This window comes from Pseudomonas sp. CAM1A (genome assembly GCF_047501685.1).
In the GTDB taxonomy this organism is placed as follows: Bacteria; Pseudomonadota; Gammaproteobacteria; order Pseudomonadales; family Pseudomonadaceae; genus Aquipseudomonas.
In genome coordinates, this window is sequence record NZ_JBFNXP010000012.1 from 1 (window position 1) to 19,548 (window position 19,548).

Below are 19,548 nucleotides of genomic sequence, written 5' to 3' on the forward strand. Positions count from 1 at the left end.
CCCGGGAGGACCGCGCTGAACGCCCCATCCTGGGGCGCAGCGCTTGACGGGCATCCATGCCCGTCACCTCCCTCCGCAAGACCTGCGTTCGGCCTCCTGAAGTCGCGAAGTTACGGGCGGCGCCTGGGCCTACGCAGCTGTCGCTAGCTGGGTATGGCGCTAGACTCTTGATCGGCAACGGCAACGGCAACGGCAACGGCAACGGCAACGGCAACGGCAACGGCAACGGCAACGGCAACGGCAACGGCAACGGCAAAGTCAAAATCAAAGGCAGTTCGAGCGTTCGTCGGGGCGCCGACGCTGTCGGCTGATACTTCTCTGTCACGCAAGTGTATTGTTGGCTATTCTCCGATCTGTCCCAGTACACTTCGTAACTGTTACGGTATTCTGGCCCTGCAATGAGCCACACAAGAACAATGACCCGTCAGCGCTTCGAGAACACGCCATGACCAACCTGCTGCTGTACCAGCGCATTGCCCAGCAACTGGCCGATGACATCCGCCGGGGTGTCTACCAGCCGGGGGAGCGGGTGCCGTCGGTGCGCAAGATGAGCGCGCAGCTCAATGTCAGCCATGCCACCGTGCTGCAGGCTTACGCCAATCTCGAGGACCAGGGCCTGATACGTGCCCGGCCGCAGTCCGGCTACTACGTCCACCAGACCCCGGCATTGACGGCGCAGACCCCGGATATCGCGCGGGTCGAGCGGCCGGGCCTGGTCACCCGGGCAAGCATCATCCAGCAAGTGCTGGTCGAGGCGCGACGCGATGGGGTTTTCCCCTTCGGCGCCGCGGTGCCGCATGTCGACTACCTGCCCGTGCGTGCCCTGCATCAGCAGTTGGCCAAGGTGACGCGCTTCCACAGCCCGCGTGCCTTCAGCTACATGTTCAGCCCGGGTTTCGAACCGCTGCGTCGGCAGATCGCCATCCGCATGCGCGATGCCGGTGTACTGGTCGATCCGCGTGAGGTGGTGGTCACCCACGGCTGTGTCGATGCCCTGCAGATGGCGCTGCGGGTGCTGACCCGGCCGGGCGACCTGATCGCGGCCGAGTCGCCCACTTACTATGGCCTGCTGCAGCTGGCCGATCTGCTGGGGCTCAAGGTCATCGAGATTCCCAGCGACCCGTCTACCGGTATCAGCCTGGAGGCCCTGCAACTGGCCGCCAACCAGTGGTCGATCAAGGCCTTGGTGCTGACGGCGCGCTTGAGCAATCCCTTGGGCGGCACCATCCCCGAGGAGCGGCAGAAGCAGTTGCTGCGCCTGGCCTCGGACTTCGACATACAGATCGTCGAGGATGATATCTACGGCGAACTGATGTTCGAGCAGGGACGCACCAAGGCGCTCAAGGCGTTCGATCGCCTCGATCGGGTGATCTACTGCTCGAGCTTCTCCAAGACCCTGTCGCCAGGGGTGCGGGTCGGCTGGATGATCGCCGGGCGCTACCAGGACGAGATCCAGCGCCTGCAGACCTTCACCACGCACTCGGCCTGCAGTGTCACGCAGATGGCAGTGGCCGCCTACCTGGAGAACGGGGGTTACGATCGGCACCTGCGCTACATTCGCCAGGAATATCGCAAGAACCTCAGTGCCTACCAGCTGGCGGTGCAGCAGCATTTCCCGGAAGGCACGCAGATGACCCGGCCCACCGGTGGCTTCATCCTCTGGGTCAGCCTGCCGGGGCGGGTCAATACCCAGGAGCTGCACGTGCGGGCATTGGAGCAGGGGATCAGTATCGCGCCAGGGCTGATCTTCAGTAATACCGAGCAATTCAACCACTGTATCCGGCTTAATTGCGGCATTCCCTGGAACCGCGAAGCGGAGCGCGCGGTGATGACCCTGGGGTTGTTGGCCCAGCAATTGTGCCGCGAGCCGACAGGTTCACTTTTGTAGGCTTGTCAGATGAGCGGGGAACAGGGAGCATACGCGTTTTGCAGATTACGCTCCCGGTACCCATGAACCTGTTTCGTCCCCTTGTCATTGCCCTGTGTTGCGCGTTGCCCTGGCTGCCGGCCGGAGCAGTGCAGGCTGCCGAGCCTGCTGCCAAGGCGCAGGTGGTGCACAAGTCGGCGGCCAAGGCTGCAGCCAAGCCGGTAGCCAAACCAAAGGCCAAGCCAAAGGTGAAGCCCAAGGTGAAGGCCAAGCCCGTCAGCAAGGCTGTCGCCAAACCGCTGCCCAAACAGAAGATCGACCTGAGCCTGCCAAGTGAGATGGTCAGGCATCTCGAGCCGGACCTGGGTGACGGGCCGGTGGTGCGCAAGCCTCTGCTGCCGTCGATGTTCCCCACCAAGCCGGAAGCCGACAGCAGCCCGTTCCAGCTCAACGGGCGGTTGATCAGCAACGAAATGCAGTTGCAGATGCGTAACGATAGCCGGCGCGATGTCGACGGCGCGGCGATCGATTTCGAATTCCGCAACTGACTGACGGGTCACGGTCTTTTTCATTCGCTCGGCAATTTCAAACATATGTTTGAGCGGTTAGTATCCAGGGACGTTCGTCCCGTTTTGCTCCTGGGAGTCCTGTTGTCATGAAATGCCGCGAGGGCTGCGGTGCCTGCTGCATCGCCCCGTCCATCAGTTCGCCTATCCCCGGCATGCCGCAGGGTAAGCCTGCCGGCGAACGCTGCCTGCACCTTAATGTCGAAAACCTCTGTGCGCTGTTCGGCAAGCCCGAGCGACCGCAGGTGTGTGGCGGCTTCAAGGCGGAAGCGGACATTTGTGGCAACGATCGTGACGAGGCCATCCGCATCATCGGGTGGCTGGAGCAGATGACGGCGGCGTGACAGGTTGGATCCTCGACAACAAGGAACAAGATGATGAGATCGATCAAACGTATTGCACTGCTGTGCGGCATGGGTGTCGTGCTGGCACCGACGGCCTGGGCCGAGAACTGGCAGGTGGCCAAGGACGAGGAGGGGATCAAGGTGTCCCTCAGCGAGGTGGCTGGTTCCAAGTACAAGGCCTACCGTGGCGTGACTGTGATCAAGGCGCCGCTGGCCAAGGTCAAGGCGCTGCAAGAGGACGTGGCCGGGGCCTGCGCCTGGATTCACGAGTGCAAGTCGCAGAAACTGCTCAAGAGCGAGGGCGACCAGAGCTGGACCTACACCCAGTTCAATACACCATGGCCGGTGACGCCGCGCGATTCCGTCCTGCATGTGACTACGGTCCAGGAGGCTGATGGCAGCCTGACCCGCAAGCTTGAGGAGCAGCCGAAATATCTGCCGGAGGAGAAGGGCTTCGTGCGCGTCGCCCAGGTAGAGGGCTACTGGAAGCTGGTGCCCAAGGGTGACAGCACCGAGGTGACCTACCAGGTGCACACTGAGCCAGGTGGTAGCGTGCCGTCCTGGCTGGCCAACAAGTTCGTGGTGGATGCGCCGTTCAATACCCTGAAGGGGTTGAAGGAGCGTGCCGAGAAGCAGTGATCGGCGCCGGTAACGCAGAAACAAGAAAGGCTGCCCGAGGGCAGCCTTTTTTGCGTTCGGCCGAAAAGGCTTACTTGCGGTCTTTCAGCTCGACGATGTCACGCTGCTCGTAGCCGGTGTACAGCTGGCGCGGGCGGCCGATCTTGTACGGGCTGGAGAGCATTTCCTTCCAGTGCGAGATCCAGCCGACGGTCCGTGCCAGGGCGAAGATCACGGTGAACATGCTGGTCGGAATACCGATGGCCTTGAGGATGATACCCGAGTAGAAGTCGACGTTCGGGTACAGCGAGCGCTCGACGAAGTACGGATCGGTCAGGGCGATCTCTTCCAGGCGCATGGCCAGTTCCAGCTGCGGATCGTTCTTGATGCCCAGTTCGCTGAGCACTTCGTCGCAGGTCTGCTTCATCACGGTGGCACGCGGGTCGCGGTTCTTGTACACGCGGTGACCGAAACCCATGAGCTTGAACGGGTCGTTCTTGTCCTTGGCCTTGGCGATGAACTTGTCGATGTTCGAGACATCGCCGATTTCATCGAGCATGGTCAGTACGGCTTCGTTCGCACCGCCGTGGGCCGGGCCCCACAGTGCGGCGATGCCGGCGGCGATACAGGCGAACGGGTTGGCGCCCGAGGAGCCCGCCAGGCGCACGGTGGAGGTGGAGGCGTTCTGCTCGTGGTCGGCGTGGAGGATGAAGATCCGGTCCATCGCCTTGGCCAGTGTCGGGCTGATCGGTTTGATCTCGCACGGCGTGTTGAACATCATGTGCAGGAAGTTTTCCGCGTACGACAGGTCGTTGCGCGGGTACATCATGGGCTGGCCCATGGAGTACTTGTAGACCATCGCGGCCAGGGTCGGCATTTTCGCGACCAGGCGTACCGCGGAGATTTCGCGGTGCTGCGGGTTATTGATGTCCAGCGAGTCGTGATAGAACGCCGACAGGGCGCCGACCACGCCGCACATCACCGCCATCGGGTGGGCGTCGCGGCGGAAGCCGTTGAAGAACGACTTCAGCTGCTCGTGAACCATGGTGTGGTTCTTCACGGTGCTGACGAACTGGGCCTTCTGCTCGGCATTCGGCAGTTCGCCGTTGAGCAGCAGGTAGCAGGTCTCGAGGTAGTCCGACTGTTCGGCGAGCTGTTCGATCGGGTAGCCGCGGTGCAGCAGCACGCCCTTGTCGCCATCGATGTAGGTGATCTTCGACTCGCACGAGGCGGTCGCCATGAAACCAGGGTCGAAGGTGAAGTGGCCTGATGCCCCCAACCCGCGGACGTCGATAACATCGGGACCAACGGTGCCGGTTAAAATGGGCAGCTCGACGGGGGCAGCGCCCTCGATGATCAACTGCGCTTTTTTGTCAGCCATGTGGCCTCCTATTAATGCTTGAAATCATCAGACAGACCCCCCACGCAGGGCCCGCACCACTATAGAGGGATAAATTCGAATGTCAATTTGCCTAAAGGCTGGTTGAAACGCCCTCTGAGGCCTGATTTTTCACGAAATTCTCGCCCGTTTACGCCTTTTGTCCCTTAAAGGCAATGCGCTATTTGGGCTAGCCCCTCACGTTGTCATAAGCAGCCTAACTGTCTATACTCGGCAGCCGACTCCCAGGGGCTTTCAAGCCCGCCCTGCTGGGTGTCGTCGCTCTCCTGGGTGGTGGGTACCTGACCAGTACACTTACCAACAACTTTGCCCTGTTAGCTAGGGGCTCTTCAGTGTGAAAAAAGCCGTGAAAAGCCAACGACCTGTAAACCTAGACCTAAGGACCATCAAACTCCCGATCACCGCGTACACGTCCATTCTTCACCGTATTTCCGGCGTCATCCTCTTCCTCGGCCTTGCCATCATGCTGTACGCACTGGGCAAGTCGCTGGGTTCGGAGGAAGGCTTTGCCGAGGTGAAGGCGTGTCTGACCAGTCCGCTGGCCAAACTGGTGACCTGGGGCCTGCTGTCCGGCCTGCTGTACCACCTCGTGGCAGGTGTGCGCCACCTGATCATGGACATGGGTGTCGGTGAGACGCTGGAAGGCGGCAAGCTGGGCTCGAAAATCGTGATCGTCATCTCCGTGGTGCTGATCGTTCTGGCAGGAGTTTGGGTATGGTAACTAACGTCACGAACCTGTCGCGTTCGGGCCTCTACGACTGGATGGCGCAGCGCGTCTCGGCGGTCGTTCTCGCGGCTTACTTCATTTTCCTGATCGGCTACCTCGCTGCCCACCCGGGCATCGACTACGCCCAGTGGCACGCTCTGTTCACCAACAACGCGATGCGCATCTTCAGTCTGCTGGCCCTCGTTGCCCTGGGCGCCCACGCCTGGGTCGGCATGTGGACCATTGCCACCGACTACCTGACGCCGATGGCGTTCGGCAAGTCGGCGACTGCGATTCGTTTCCTGTTCCAGGCGGTATGCGGCGTTGCGATGTTCGCTTACTTCGTCTGGGGTGTGCAGATTCTCTGGGGTATCTGATTCATGGCTAACATTCCAACCATTTCCTTCGACGCCATCATCATCGGTGGCGGCGGCGCGGGCATGCGCGCAGCACTGCAACTGGCTCAAGGCGGCCACAAGACCGCCGTAGTCACCAAGGTGTTCCCGACCCGTTCGCATACCGTATCCGCCCAGGGCGGCATCACCTGCGCCATCGCTTCGGCCGACCCGAACGACGACTGGCGCTGGCACATGTACGATACCGTCAAGGGTTCCGACTACATCGGTGACCAGGACGCTATCGAATACATGTGTCAGGAAGGCCCGGCCGCGGTATTCGAGCTGGACCACATGGGCCTGCCGTTCTCGCGTACCGAAACCGGTCGTATCTACCAGCGTCCGTTCGGTGGTCAGTCCAAGGACTTCGGCAAGGGCGGCCAGGCTGCCCGTACCTGCGCAGCCTCCGACCGTACTGGTCACGCGCTGCTGCACACCCTGTACCAGGGCAACCTGAAGGCAGGCACCACCTTCCTCAACGAGTACTACGCCGTTGACCTGGTGAAGAACCAGGACGGCGCGTTCGTCGGTGTGATCGCGATCTGCATCGAAACCGGCGAAACCATGTACATCAAGTCCAAGGCCACCGTACTGGCGACTGGCGGCGCTGGCCGTATCTACGCCTCCACCACCAATGCCCTGATCAATACCGGCGACGGTATCGGCATGGCCCTGCGTGCCGGCGTGCCGGTGCAGGACATCGAGATGTGGCAGTTCCACCCGACCGGCATCGCCGGCGCCGGTGTACTGGTCACCGAAGGTTGCCGCGGTGAAGGTGGCTACCTGATCAACGCCCACGGCGAGCGCTTCATGGAGCGTTACGCGCCGAACGCGAAAGACCTGGCCGGCCGCGACGTGGTCGCCCGTTCCATGGTCAAGGAAATCATCGCCGGCAACGGCGTGGGTCCGAACAAGGACCACGTACTGTTGAAGCTCGATCACCTGGGCGAGGAAGTGCTGCACAGCCGCCTGCCAGGTATCTGCGAGCTGTCCAAGACCTTCGCCCACGTCGACCCAGTGGTCGCTCCGGTTCCGGTCGTGCCGACCTGCCACTACATGATGGGCGGCGTTGCCACCAACATTCATGGCCAGGCCATCACCATGGACGCCGAAGGCAAGGACCACATCATCCCGGGTCTGTTCGCCGTGGGTGAAGTGGCTTGCGTATCGGTCCATGGCGCCAACCGCCTGGGCGGCAACTCGCTGCTCGACCTGGTGGTGTTCGGCCGTGCCGCCGGCCTGCACCTGGAAAAGGCGCTGACCGAAGGCGTCGAGTACCGCGATGCCAGCGACACCGACGTCGATGTTGCCCTGAACCGCCTGAACAAGCTCAACGAGCGTAGCAGCGGCGAAGACGTGGCAAGCCTGAAGCGCGAACTGCAGAGCTGCATGCAGAACTACTTCGGTGTATTCCGTACCGGCGAATACATGCAGAAGGGTATCGAGCAGCTGGCTGGCCTGCGTGACCGCATCGCCAACGTCAAGATCAACGACAAGTCCCAGGCCTTCAACACCGCGCGTATCGAAGCGCTGGAGCTGCAGAACCTGCTGGAAGTCGCAGAAGCTACCGCCATCGCGGCCGAAGCCCGTAAAGAGTCCCGCGGCGCGCACGCCCGTGAAGACTTCGAAGACCGTGACGACGAGAACTGGCTGTGCCACACCCTGTACTACCCGGGTGAGAAGCGCGTTGCCAAGCGCGGCGTCAACTTTGCGCCGAAGACCGTTCCGGCCTTCGAGCCGAAAATCCGGACTTACTAAGGGTGGCTGCTATGTTGAAAGTCGAAGTTTACCGCTACAACCCCGACACCGACTCGGCCCCCAAGATGGAGTCGTTCGACGTCGATACCGGCGGCAAGGACCTGATGGTTCTGGACGTGCTGGCACTGATCAAGGAAAAGGACGAGGGCTTCTCGTACCGCCGCTCCTGCCGTGAAGGCGTGTGTGGTTCCGACGGCATGAACATGAACGGCAAGAACGGCCTGGCCTGCATCACCCCGCTGTCGGGCGTGGTCAAGGGCAACAAGCTGGTGCTGCGCCCGCTGCCGGGCCTGCCGGTCATTCGTGACCTGGTCGTCGATATGAGCATCTTCTACAAGCAGTACGAGAAGGTGAAGCCATTCCTGCAGAACGATACTCCGGCCCCGGCCATCGAGCGTCTGCAGTCGCCAGAAGAACGTGACAAGCTGGACGGCCTGTACGAGTGCATCCTGTGCGCTTGCTGCTCGACTTCCTGCCCGTCGTTCTGGTGGAACCCTGACAAGTTCCTGGGCCCTGCCGCACTGCTGCAGGCCTACCGTTTCCTGGCCGACAGCCGCGACACCAAAACCCAGGAGCGCCTGGCGTCCCTGGATGACCCGTTCAGCGTGTTCCGCTGCCGCGGGATCATGAACTGCGTGAACGTTTGCCCGAAGGGTCTGAACCCGACCAAGGCGATCGGCCACGTACGTAACATGCTGCTGCAAAGCGGCACCTGATCCAAAGCGTTGTACCTGCAGTAAGCCGAGGTGCGGGCGGTGAGCCCGCACTGAGGTAAAACCCGAGCAAGGGCCCACAAAGCCCGCGCTCATTACCTATGAAGATATGAGACCAGCAGGGGCTTTCCGGGCTGGTACCCGGAAAATCAGCAGGATCCAAGTGGCGTGGTTCAGTCGCTGTGTTCGGACTTTTCCAGGTTTGCTGTGGCTCTCGCCGATCAGTCCCCTAACCGAGGGTGACCAAGCATGCAAGAAAGCGTGATGCAGCGCATGTGGGAAAGCGCCCACCTTTCAGGTGGTAACGCTGCATATGTGGAAGAGCTTTATGAGCTCTACCTGCACGACCCTAACGCTGTGCCAGAAGAGTGGCGCACCTACTTCCAGAAGTTGCCCGCCGACGGCAGCACCGCTACCGATGTATCGCACTCGACGATCCGCGACCATTTCGTACTGCTGGCAAAGAACCAGCGCCGCGCCCAACCGGTTTCCGCCGGGAGCGTGAGCAGTGAACACGAGAAGAAGCAGGTTGAAGTGCTGCGACTGATCCAGGCCTATCGTATGCGCGGCCATCAGGCTGCCAAGCTCGACCCGTTGGGGTTGTGGCAGCGTCCTGCGCCCGTAGACCTGTCGATCAATCACTACGGCTTGACCAATGCCGATCTTGATACGACCTTCCGTGCCGGCGACCTGTTCATCGGCAAAGAGGAAGCGAGCCTACGCGAAATCTCCGAAGCGCTGCAGAAGACATATTGTCGCACCATTGGCGCCGAGTTCACCCACATCGTCGATTCCGAGCAGCGCAGCTGGTTCCAGCAGCGTCTGGAAAGCGTGCGTGGCCGTCCGGAATTCTCCGCTGACGTGCAGGCCCACCTGCTCGAGCGCGTCACCGCCGGTGAGGGCCTGGAGAAGTACCTGGGCACCAAGTACCCGGGCACCAAGCGCTTCGGCCTCGAGGGCGGCGAAAGCCTGATCCCGATGCTGGACGAAATGATCCAGCGCTCCGGCTCGTACGGCACCAAGGAAGTCGTGATCGGCATGGCCCACCGCGGCCGCCTGAACGTGCTCGTCAATACCTTCGGCAAGAACCCGCGCGAGCTGTTCGACGAGTTCGAAGGCAAGAAGATGAACGAGCTGGGCTCCGGTGACGTGAAGTATCACCAGGGCTTCTCCTCCAACGTGATGACCGCCGGTGGCGAAGTTCACCTGGCCATGGCGTTCAACCCTTCCCACCTGGAAATCGTCTCGCCAGTGGTGGAAGGTTCGGTTCGCGCCCGCCAGGATCGCCGCAACGACACCGTTGGCGACAAGGTCCTGCCGATCTCGATCCACGGCGACGCAGCGTTCGCCGGCCAGGGCGTGGTCATGGAAACCTTCCAGATGTCGCAGACCCGCGGTTTCAAGACCGGCGGCACCGTGCACATCGTGATCAACAACCAGGTTGGTTTCACCATCAGCAACCCGCTGGACGCGCGCTCCACCGAGTACGCCACCGACGTTGCCAAGATGATCCAGGCGCCGATCCTGCACGTGAACGGCGATGACCCGGAAGCGGTGCTGTTCGTCACCCAGCTGGCCATCGACTACCGCATGCAGTTCAAGCGTGACGTGGTCATCGACCTGGTCTGCTACCGTCGCCGCGGCCACAACGAGGCTGACGAGCCAAACGGTACCCAGCCGCTGATGTACCAGCAGATCAGCAAGCAGCGCACCACCCGTGAGCTGTATGCCGACGCCCTGATCCAGGCCGGCCGCATCGATGCCGAGCGCGCCCAGGCCAAGATCGACGACTACCGCAACGCGCTGGACAACGGCCTGCACGTGGTCAAGAGCCTGGTCAAGGAGCCGAACCGCGAGCTGTTCGTCGACTGGCGCCCTTACCTGGGCCATGCCTGGACCGCGCGCCACGATACCCGCTTCGACCTCAAGACCCTGCAGGAACTGTCGGCCAAGCTGCTCGAGCTGCCGGAAGGCTTCGTCGTCCAGCGCCAGGTGTCGAAGATCTACGAAGACCGCCAGAAGATGCAGGCCGGTGGCTTGCCGATCAACTGGGGTTACGCGGAGACCATGGCCTACGCCACCCTGCAGTTCGAAGGTCACCCGATCCGCATGACCGGCCAGGACATCGGCCGTGGCACCTTCTCGCACCGTCACGCGGTGCTGCACAACCAGAAGGACGCCAGCACCTACATCCCGCTGCAGAACCTGTTCCCGGGCCAGCCGCGTTTCGACCTGTACGACTCCTTCCTTTCGGAAGAAGCGGTACTGGCCTTCGAATACGGCTACTCGACCACCACGCCGAACGCGCTGGTGATCTGGGAAGCCCAGTTCGGCGACTTCGCCAACGGCGCGCAGGTGGTGATCGACCAGTTCATCACCAGCGGCGAGCACAAGTGGGGCCGCCTGTGCGGTCTGACCATGCTGCTGCCACACGGCTATGAAGGGCAGGGCCCGGAGCACTCCTCCGCGCGTCTGGAGCGTTACCTGCAGCTGTGCGCCGAGCACAACATCCAGGTGTGCGTGCCGACCACGCCGGCCCAGATCTACCACCTGCTGCGTCGCCAGGTCATTCGCCCGCTGCGCAAGCCGCTGGTCGTGCTCACTCCAAAGTCGCTGCTGCGCCACAAGCTGGCCATCTCGACCCTGGAAGACCTGGCCGAAGGCTCGTTCCAGACCGTGATCCCGGAAATCGATACCCTCGATCCGGCCAAGGTCGAACGCATCGTCCTGTGCAGCGGCAAGGTCTACTACGACCTGCTGGAAAAACGCCGTGCCGAAGGCCGCGAAGACATCGCCATCCTGCGTCTCGAACAGCTGTACCCGTTCCCGGAAGACGACCTGGTCGAAATCCTGGCGCAATACAGCAACCTCAAGCACGCCGTATGGTGCCAGGAAGAGCCGATGAACCAGGGCGCCTGGTACAGCAGCCAGCACCACATGCGCCGTATCCTGGGCCGCCACAACAAGGCACTGGTCCTGGAATACGCCGGCCGCGACGCTTCCGCCGCGCCAGCCTGTGGTTACGCTTCGAAGCACGCCGAACAGCAGGAAAAACTGCTGCAAGACGCCTTCACTGTCTAACGCCTTCGCGCACCTGAAACCGAATTTAAGGAAACACAGATAATGGCTATCGAGATCAAAGCCCCAACCTTCCCGGAATCGGTTGCCGATGGCACCGTTGCCACCTGGCACAAGCAGCCGGGCGACGCTGTCAAGCGTGACGAGCTGATCGTCGACATCGAAACCGACAAAGTCGTGCTGGAAGTCCTGGCCACCGCCGACGGCGTGCTGGGCGCCATCGTCAAGGGCGAGGGCGACACCGTCCTGTCCGACGAAGTGCTGGGCTCGATCGTTGAAGGCGGCGGCGCCGCCGCAGCTCCGGCTGCCGCGCCTGCCGCTGCTGCTCCGGCCGCCGCTGCCGCCGCCGACGCTGGCGAAGACGACCCGGTTGCCGCGCCTGCCGCGCGCAAGCTGGCTGAAGAGAACGGCATCGACCTGGCTACCGTTGCCGGCACCGGCAAGGGCGGTCGCATCACCAAGGAAGACGTGGTTGCGGCTGTTGCCAACAAGAAGTCCGCGCCTGCCGCAGCTCCAGCTGCCAAGCCTGCCGCTGCTGCCGCTGCCCCGGTTGTCGTTGCCGCCGGCGACCGCACCGAGAAGCGCGTGCCGATGACCCGCCTGCGCGCCAAGATCGCCGAGCGTCTGGTCGAAGCCCAGTCGAACATGGCGATGCTGACCACCTTCAACGAAGTCGACATGACCGAAGTCATGGCCCTGCGTTCGAAGTACAAGGACCTGTTCGAGAAGACCCACAATGGCGTGCGCCTGGGCTTCATGTCGTTCTTCGTCAAGGCTGCCACCGAGGCGCTGAAGCGCTTCCCTGCGGTCAACGCCTCGATCGACGGCAACGACATCGTCTACCACGGTTTCGCTGACGTCGGCGTTGCCGTCTCCAGCGATCGCGGCCTGGTGGTTCCGGTCCTGCGCAACGCCGAGTCGATGTCGCTGGCCGAAATCGAGAACGGCATCGCCACCTTCGGCAAGAAGGCCCGTGACGGCAAGCTGTCGATCGAAGAGATGACCGGCGGTACCTTCACCATCACCAACGGTGGTACCTTCGGCTCGATGATGTCGACCCCGATCGTCAACCCGCCGCAGGCTGCCATCCTGGGCATGCACAACATCATCCAGCGCCCGATGGCCATCAATGGCCAGGTCGTGATCCGTCCGATGATGTACCTGGCGCTGTCGTACGATCACCGCCTGATCGACGGCAAGGAAGCGGTAACCTTCCTGGTGACCATCAAGAACCTGCTGGAAGATCCGTCTCGCCTGCTGCTGGACATCTAATCAACTAGCTGCGCGCCGCCGGCCCCGCTCTTCGCAAGAGACGGGGCCGTGCGGTACGCGGCTTGTAGCTTGTAGCTGATAAGGAATCTTTTATGACCCAGAAATTCGACGTAGTGGTGATTGGTGCAGGTCCTGGCGGCTATGTTGCCGCCATCAAGGCTGCCCAACTCGGTCTGAAGACTGCCTGTATCGAGAAGTACACCGACGCCGAGGGCAAGCTGGCCCTGGGCGGCACCTGCCTGAACGTAGGTTGCATTCCTTCCAAGGCGCTGCTGGACAGCTCCTGGAAGTACAAGGAAGCCAAAGAGAGCTTCAACGTCCACGGTATCTCCACTGGTGAAGTGAAGATGGACGTCGCCGCGATGGTTGGCCGCAAGGCCGGCATCGTCAAGAACCTGACCGGCGGTGTTGCCACCCTGTTCAAGGCCAACGGCGTCACTTCGATCCAGGGCCACGGCAAGCTGCTGGCCGGCAAGAAAGTCGAAGTCACCAAGGCTGACGGCACCACCGAAGTCATCGAAGCCGACAACGTGATTCTGGCTTCCGGCTCGCGTCCGATCGACATTCCTCCGGCTCCGGTCGACCAGAACGTCATCGTCGACTCCACCGGCGCCCTGGAATTCCAGACCGTACCGAAGCGCCTGGGCGTCATCGGTGCCGGCGTGATTGGCCTGGAGCTGGGCTCGGTCTGGGCTCGCCTGGGTGCCGAAGTCACCGTCCTGGAAGCCCTGGACACCTTCCTGATGGCTGCCGACACTGCCGTGTCGAAAGAAGCCCAGAAGACCCTGACCAAACAAGGCCTGGACATCAAGCTGGGCGCTCGCGTCACCGGCTCGAAAGTCAACGGCAACGAAGTCGAAGTCACCTACACCAACGCCGAAGGCGAGCAGAAGATCACCTTCGACAAGCTGATCGTCGCGGTCGGCCGTCGTCCGGTGACCACTGACCTGCTGGCTGCCGACAGCGGTGTGACCATCGACGAGCGTGGCTACATCTTCGTCGACGACCACTGCGCTACCAGCGTTCCGGGCGTATTCGCCATCGGTGACGTGGTGCGTGGCATGATGCTGGCGCACAAGGCCTCGGAAGAGGGCATCATGGTCGTCGAGCGCATCAAGGGCCACAAGGCCCAGATGAACTACGACCTGATCCCGTCGGTCATCTACACCCACCCGGAAATCGCGTGGGTCGGCAAGACCGAACAAGCCTTGAAGGCCGAGGGTGTTGAGGTTAACGTAGGCACCTTCCCGTTCGCGGCCAGCGGCCGTGCGATGGCAGCCAACGATACCGGTGGTTTCGTCAAGGTCATCGCCGACGCCAAGACCGACCGCGTCCTGGGTGTTCACGTGATTGGCCCATCGGCTGCCGAACTGGTGCAGCAGGGCGCAATCGCAATGGAATTCGGCACCAGTGCCGAGGATCTGGGCATGATGGTCTTCAGCCATCCGACCCTGTCCGAAGCGTTGCATGAAGCAGCGCTGGCGGTGAATGGCGGTGCCATTCACGTCGCCAACCGTAAGAAGCGTTAATTATAAGAAACCACGGCGGTCTGCCCGTCGTGGGTCTTGCGTGCAAGACTCACCGCGGAACGTCCGCCGGACCGGATCACATGGGAAAACCCGGGGTCAACGGTCACAGGTGGTGCGGCGCCAGTAATGGCGCAGCGCCGAAGCGCAGTACCTAACGAAGACGGTAAAAAGCATGAATCTTCACGAGTATCAGGGTAAGCAGCTGTTCGCTGAATACGGCCTGCCAGTTTCCAAGGGTTTCGCAGTCGACACCCCTGAAGCTGCAGCAGAAGCCTGCGACAAGATCGGCGGTTCCGAGTGGGTTGTAAAAGCCCAGGTTCACGCTGGTGGTCGTGGTAAAGCGGGCGGCGTCAAGCTGGTTCGCAGCAAGGAAGACGCCAAGGCGTTCGCTGCCCAGTGGCTTGGCAAGAACCTGGTTACCTACCAGACCGACGCCAATGGTCAGCCAGTTTCCAAGATCCTGGTCGAATCCTGCACTGACATCGCCAAAGAGCTGTACCTGGGCGCTGTAGTCGATCGTTCGAGCCGCCGCATCGTGTTCATGGCCTCCACCGAAGGTGGCGTGGACATCGAGAAAGTCGCTCACGACACTCCTGAGAAGATCCTCAAGGCCACCATCGATCCGCTGGTCGGCGCTCAGCCGTTCCAGGGTCGCGAGCTGGCGTTCCAGCTGGGCCTGGAAGGCAAGCAAGTTCAGCAGTTCGCCAAGATCTTCGTAGGCCTGGCCAAGCTGTTCAAGGATCACGATCTGGCCCTGCTGGAAGTGAACCCGCTGGTGATCAAGGCCGATGGCGATCTGCACTGCCTCGATGCCAAGATCAACATCGACGCCAACGCCATGTACCGTCAGCCTAAGCTGAAGACCTTCCACGACCCGTCGCAGGACGACGCCCGTGAAGCCCACGCCGCCAAGTTCGAACTGAACTACGTTGCCCTCGAAGGCAACATCGGCTGCATGGTCAATGGTGCCGGCCTGGCCATGGGTACCATGGACATCGTCAACCTGCACGGCGGCAAGCCTGCCAACTTCCTCGACGTTGGCGGCGGCGCTACCAAAGAGCGCGTTACCGAAGCGTTCAAGATCATCCTGTCCGACAGCAATGTCGCGGCCGTACTGGTCAACATCTTCGGCGGCATCGTTCGCTGCGACATGATTGCCGAAGGCATCATCGGCGCGGTGAAAGAAGTCGGCGTCAAGGTTCCGGTCGTCGTTCGCCTCGAAGGCAACAACGCCGAACTGGGCGCTAAAGTACTGGCAGAAAGCGGTTTGAACATCATTGCGGCAACCAGCCTGACCGACGCTGCTCAACAAGTTGTCAAAGCTGCGGAGGGCAAGTAATGAGCGTCCTGATCAATAAAGACACCAAAGTCATCTGCCAGGGCTTCACCGGCTCGCAGGGTACTTTCCACTCCGAACAAGCCATCGCCTACGGCACCAAGATGGTTGGCGGCGTCACCCCGGGCAAGGGTGGCACCACCCACCTGGGCCTGCCGGTGTTCAACACCGTGAAAGAAGCTGTAGAAGCCACCGGCGCTGACGCGTCGGTGATCTACGTACCGGCTCCTTTCTGCAAGGACTCGATCCTGGAAGCCGCCTTCGGTGGCATCAAGCTGATCGTCTGCATCACCGAGGGTATCCCTACCCTCGACATGCTGGACGCCAAGGTCAAGTGCGACGAGCTGGGCGTGACCCTGATCGGCCCTAACTGCCCAGGCGTGATCACTCCGGGCGAGTGCAAGATCGGCATCATGCCAGGCCACATCCACCTGCCAGGCAAGGTCGGTATCGTTTCGCGTTCCGGCACCCTGACCTACGAAGCTGTCAAGCAGACCACCGACGCCGGCTTCGGCCAGTCGACCTGCGTCGGCATCGGCGGTGACCCGATCCCGGGCTCCAACTTCATCGACATCCTGAAGCTGTTCCAGGAAGACCCGAAGACCGAAGCGATCGTCATGATCGGTGAGATCGGCGGTTCCGCTGAAGAAGAAGCCGCGGCCTACATCAAGGCCAACGTGACCAAGCCTGTCGTTTCCTACATCGCCGGTGTTACCGCACCTGCGGGCAAGCGCATGGGCCACGCTGGCGCCATCATTTCTGGTGGCAAGGGTACTGCGGACGAGAAGTTCGCCGCCCTGCAGGACGCCGGTGTGAAAACCGTGCGTTCCCTGGCTGACATCGGCAAGGCCCTGGCCGAGCTGACTGGCTGGGAAGTCAAGAAGTAAGTAACACGCAATACCCCCCACGCGCACAAAGGCCACCTTCGGGTGGCCTTTGTCGTTAATGGGGATCGCTTGGGGCTGGGGCTGCACACCTGCGGAAACTCCGATGATCGCTATCAGGATTTTCAACCAGACATTCGTTTGAATACGCAATAAATGGTCGCCTAACTCGTTCAACAAGACGACAAACACATACGCACATCGGACAAGCAGCACTGGGCCAGTGCGTTTGCCGGGTAAAACAGGTAGGCTACGCGTTCACTCTGTGCCCGTACCCCAAAAGGGAACGACACGCTAAACGGGTCTGGCTCACCAAGCCGGGCAGCATTTCCCTTCATCCTATGGGAAATCCCCTCCGACTCCCGATTTCAGCAGTGTGGTATTTCCTTAAATGAAAGTGTTAAAAGGCCAGGATATCCTGGCGCTTGGCTTTATGACGTTTGCGCTTTTCGTAGGCGCCGGCAACATCATCTTCCCGCCCATCGTCGGCCTGCAGTCTGGCCCGCACGTATGGATGGCCGCGCTTGGCTTCCTGGTCACCGCCGTGGGCCTGCCGGTCATCACCGTGATCGCCCTGGCCAAGGTCGGTGGCGGCATGGACGCCCTGAGCAGCCCGATCGGCAAGTTCTTCGGCGGCCTGCTGGCGGCGGTGTGCTACCTCTCGGTCGGCCCGCTGTTCGCCACTCCGCGCACCGCGACCGTGTCGTTCGAAGTAGGCGTGGCGCCGCTGACCGGTGAAAGCCCGCTGGCTCTGCTCATCTACAGCGTGGTGTACTTCGCGGTGGTCCTGGCAGTGTCCATGTACCCGGGCAAGCTGCTCGACACCGTGGGGCGTTTCCTCGCGCCGTTGAAGATCATCGCCCTGGCTGTGCTGGGCATCGCGGCGTTCGCATTGCCGGCCGGCACGATTGGCGAGGCCCAGCCTGCCTACGCCGCCGCTGCGTTCTCCAAAGGTTTCTCCGATGGTTACCTGACCATGGACACGCTGGGGGCACTGGTCTTCGGTATCGTCATCGTCAATGCCATCCGTTCGCGTGGCGTCGAGTCGCCGAAGCTGATCACCCGCTATGCCATCATTGCGGGCCTGATTGCCGGCCTGGGTCTGGTCCTGGTGTATGTCAGCCTGTTCCGCCTCGGCGCGGGCAGCCATGACATCGCAGCCGATGCCACCAACGGTGCGATGGTATTGCATGCCTATGTGCAGCACACCTTCGGTTCGCTGGGCAGCGGTTTCCTGGCGGTACTGATCGCACTGGCCTGCCTGGTCACCGCCGTGGGTCTGACCTGCGCCTGCGCCGAATACTTCAGCCAGATCCTGCCACTGTCGTACCGTGCCCTGGTGGTGATCCTGGCTGGTTTCTCGCTGGTGATCTCCAACCTGGGCCTGACCAAGCTGATCATGTTCTCGATTCCGGTGCTGACGGCGATCTACCCGCCGTGCATCGTGGTCGTGGGCCTGAGCTTCGTGAAGGACCTGTGGAACTCGCCAACCCGCATCCTGGCGCCAGTCATGCTGGTGTCGCTGGTGTTCGGTGTTGTCGACGCCATCAAGGGCAGCAGCTTCGCCCACGTACTGCCTGACGCCCTGGCTCACCTGCCGTTCAGCAACGAAGGCATGGCCTGGCTGGTGCCTTCGGTGGTCACCCTGGCTGTCGCCGTGGTCTGCGACCGCATGCTGGGCAAGCCCCGCGAGGCATTGGCCTGATGGATTGATACCTGATGGACGGGGCGCTGGCCAAAAGCCGAAGGGCCCCCGTCAAGGTGGATATCGAAACCCCGCTGCCGAAAGGTGCGGGGTTTTTTGTGGCCTGTACCGACGCTTTCGCGTGTCTTTTAACGAATCCGGGCGTCGAAAACCGGTCTGTTTCTCTTTCACGGGATTCCTGCATGACCTTCATCCAAAACAACCTGGGCAACCTATTGGCCGTCTGCTGGTTCGCCATCTGCTGGGGCGGCTACACCCGCTATGCCACCTGGAAGGGGCGTGATACTGCGTGCCTGGCCAGTGTGTTGCACCTTTACCGCGAGGATTGGATGCGCCGCATGCTGCTGCGCGACAACCGCATCGCCGATGCCAGCGTGATCGGCAACCTGGAGCGCAATGCATCGTTCTTCGCCTCCAGCACCCTTATCATTCTTGCCGGTATTCTCACCGTGCTCGGCGCGTCCGACCGTGCATTATCGCTGCTGGCCGACCTGCCGCTGGTGCAGCAGGCGTCCCAAGGCATGTCGGAAATCAAGCTGCTGTGCCTGGCCACGGTGTTCGTCTATGCGTTCTTCACTTTCAGCTGGTGCATGCGTCAATACAACTTCGCCGCCGTATTGGTGGGCTCGGCGCCGATGATAGGCGAACGTCAGGTCAACGAACTCGAGCGCAAGGCTTTCGCCTCCCGCGCGGCGCGGGTGTTGTCGTTGGCCGCCAACCAGTTCAACCTGGGCTTGCGCTCGTATTACTTCGGCATGGCCATGTTGAGCTGGTTCATCAGCCCCTGGCTGTTCATGGCCATGAGTGTGGGCGTGGTGTTCATTCTGTATCGCCGTGAGTTCCACTCCCATGTACTGGAAGTGATGGTGTTCACGCCCACCGAAAGTGCACCGGTAGAGGCGGGTAGGGACACTTCCGACAGTGCAGGCTGAAGCCTTTCAGCTTTAAATGGCAGACATAAAAAAACCCGACATTGTCGGGTTTTTTTATACCGCGAGATTACTGCTTGGCAGGCTCGGCAGGTGCAGTGGTCGGCGCTGGAGTGGAAGGCGCGGCTTCCTCGGCGGCCTTCTGCTGCGCTTCGGCCTGATCTTTGGCGGCTTCGGCGTTTTCCTTGGCGGCGTCGTTCATCTTATCCTGAGCTTCGCCCATCTTCTCTTGGGCTTGCTCGGCATGTTGCTGTGCGTCCTGGGCTTTGTCTTCGCTCGCTTTATCGCAAGCAGCCAGGCCCATGGCAGCGGCCAGCATCAGAGCAAAAGCAAAAGGTTTACGCATGGGGTGTTTCTCCTGGGTGGAATAACTTTGTATGTTCCTTCGAGTACGCCACCGGCGAATAAGTTCAACCCAGGTTACAGATATATAACTGCCCGGCCTATAT

18 protein-coding genes are annotated in these 19,548 nt (G+C 61.5%); 16 read left to right on the forward strand and 2 right to left on the reverse strand.

Annotation, left to right across the window (positions count from 1 at the left end):
• Positions 1 to 167 precede the first annotated feature (167 nt).
• From ABZO33_RS22635 to ABZO33_RS22655, 5 genes are all read left to right on the forward strand, one after another.
• Positions 168 to 311, forward strand: coding sequence for a hypothetical protein (locus ABZO33_RS22635; RefSeq protein WP_414537855.1), 144 nt, complete (start codon positions 168 to 170; stop codon positions 309 to 311).
• Positions 312 to 445: 134 nt separating this feature from the next.
• Positions 446 to 1,888, forward strand: coding sequence for a PLP-dependent aminotransferase family protein (locus tag ABZO33_RS22640; RefSeq protein WP_038706507.1), 1,443 nt, complete (start codon positions 446 to 448; stop codon positions 1,886 to 1,888).
• 62 nt (positions 1,889 to 1,950) lie between these two features.
• Positions 1,951 to 2,415, forward strand: coding sequence for a hypothetical protein (locus ABZO33_RS22645; protein ID WP_414537856.1), 465 nt, complete (start codon positions 1,951 to 1,953; stop codon positions 2,413 to 2,415).
• A 107-nt stretch (positions 2,416 to 2,522) separates the two neighbouring features.
• Positions 2,523 to 2,777 carry a YkgJ family cysteine cluster protein gene (locus ABZO33_RS22650; protein WP_023628900.1) on the forward strand — a complete coding sequence of 85 codons (255 nt, stop codon included), beginning with the start codon at positions 2,523 to 2,525 and terminating at the stop codon, positions 2,775 to 2,777.
• Positions 2,778 to 2,810: 33 nt separating this feature from the next.
• The gene (locus ABZO33_RS22655; RefSeq protein ID WP_110704459.1) at positions 2,811 to 3,416 is read left to right on the forward strand and encodes an START domain-containing protein; all 606 of its coding nucleotides are present in this window, start codon (positions 2,811 to 2,813) and stop codon (positions 3,414 to 3,416) included.
• A 70-nt stretch (positions 3,417 to 3,486) separates the two neighbouring features.
• On the opposite strand, the gene gltA is transcribed toward ABZO33_RS22655, so the two are convergent.
• A complete protein-coding gene (gltA, locus tag ABZO33_RS22660) occupies positions 3,487 to 4,776 on the reverse strand; it encodes a citrate synthase (RefSeq protein ID WP_414537857.1) in 1,290 nt (429 codons plus the stop codon).
• A gap of 352 nt (positions 4,777 to 5,128) precedes the next feature.
• On the opposite strand from gltA, the gene sdhC reads away from it, so the two are divergent.
• The 11 genes from sdhC to ABZO33_RS22715 all read left to right on the forward strand — a co-directional run bounded on the left by sdhC (position 5,129) and on the right by ABZO33_RS22715 (position 19,102).
• The gene (gene sdhC, locus ABZO33_RS22665; RefSeq protein WP_023628897.1) at positions 5,129 to 5,515 is read left to right on the forward strand and encodes a succinate dehydrogenase, cytochrome b556 subunit; all 387 of its coding nucleotides are present in this window, start codon (positions 5,129 to 5,131) and stop codon (positions 5,513 to 5,515) included.
• Complete coding sequence (gene sdhD / locus ABZO33_RS22670; protein WP_023628896.1) at positions 5,509 to 5,877, forward strand: succinate dehydrogenase, hydrophobic membrane anchor protein; 369 nt, start codon at positions 5,509 to 5,511, stop codon at positions 5,875 to 5,877. The genes sdhC and sdhD overlap by 7 nt, the downstream gene beginning before the upstream one ends.
• Positions 5,878 to 5,880: 3 nt before the next feature.
• Positions 5,881 to 7,653, forward strand: coding sequence for a succinate dehydrogenase flavoprotein subunit (gene sdhA / locus ABZO33_RS22675; protein ID WP_414537858.1), 1,773 nt, complete (start codon positions 5,881 to 5,883; stop codon positions 7,651 to 7,653).
• A gap of 11 nt (positions 7,654 to 7,664) precedes the next feature.
• The gene (locus ABZO33_RS22680) at positions 7,665 to 8,369 is read left to right on the forward strand and encodes a succinate dehydrogenase iron-sulfur subunit (protein WP_008091906.1); all 705 of its coding nucleotides are present in this window, start codon (positions 7,665 to 7,667) and stop codon (positions 8,367 to 8,369) included.
• Between the two features lie 246 nt (positions 8,370 to 8,615).
• On the forward strand, positions 8,616 to 11,447 hold the full coding sequence (locus tag ABZO33_RS22685; protein WP_414537859.1) for a 2-oxoglutarate dehydrogenase E1 component: 2,832 nt from the start codon (positions 8,616 to 8,618) through the stop codon (positions 11,445 to 11,447).
• 42 nt (positions 11,448 to 11,489) lie between these two features.
• Complete coding sequence (gene odhB / locus ABZO33_RS22690) at positions 11,490 to 12,716, forward strand: 2-oxoglutarate dehydrogenase complex dihydrolipoyllysine-residue succinyltransferase (RefSeq protein WP_414537860.1); 1,227 nt, start codon at positions 11,490 to 11,492, stop codon at positions 12,714 to 12,716.
• Between the two features lie 92 nt (positions 12,717 to 12,808).
• Positions 12,809 to 14,245, forward strand: a complete 1,437-nt coding sequence (gene lpdA, locus ABZO33_RS22695) for a dihydrolipoyl dehydrogenase (protein WP_046854767.1) — start codon at positions 12,809 to 12,811, stop codon at positions 14,243 to 14,245.
• A gap of 172 nt (positions 14,246 to 14,417) precedes the next feature.
• Entirely contained in the window at positions 14,418 to 15,584 is a 1,167-nt protein-coding gene (gene sucC / locus ABZO33_RS22700) for an ADP-forming succinate--CoA ligase subunit beta (protein ID WP_023629628.1), read from the forward strand.
• Complete coding sequence (gene sucD, locus ABZO33_RS22705; protein WP_004376004.1) at positions 15,584 to 16,468, forward strand: succinate--CoA ligase subunit alpha; 885 nt, start codon at positions 15,584 to 15,586, stop codon at positions 16,466 to 16,468. The genes sucC and sucD overlap by 1 nt, the downstream gene beginning before the upstream one ends.
• Positions 16,469 to 16,856: 388 nt before the next feature.
• Positions 16,857 to 18,170: a branched-chain amino acid transport system II carrier protein gene (brnQ, locus tag ABZO33_RS22710; protein WP_367858322.1), complete on the forward strand. Its 1,314-nt coding sequence runs from the start codon at positions 16,857 to 16,859 to the stop codon at positions 18,168 to 18,170.
• Between the two features lie 182 nt (positions 18,171 to 18,352).
• Positions 18,353 to 19,102: a DUF599 domain-containing protein gene (locus tag ABZO33_RS22715; RefSeq protein WP_414537861.1), complete on the forward strand. Its 750-nt coding sequence runs from the start codon at positions 18,353 to 18,355 to the stop codon at positions 19,100 to 19,102.
• A 67-nt stretch (positions 19,103 to 19,169) separates the two neighbouring features.
• Here ABZO33_RS22715 and ABZO33_RS22720 read toward each other — a convergent pair whose 3' ends face one another.
• A complete protein-coding gene (locus ABZO33_RS22720) occupies positions 19,170 to 19,445 on the reverse strand; it encodes a hypothetical protein (RefSeq protein WP_023629625.1) in 276 nt (91 codons plus the stop codon).
• Positions 19,446 to 19,548: the final 103 nt, after the last annotated feature.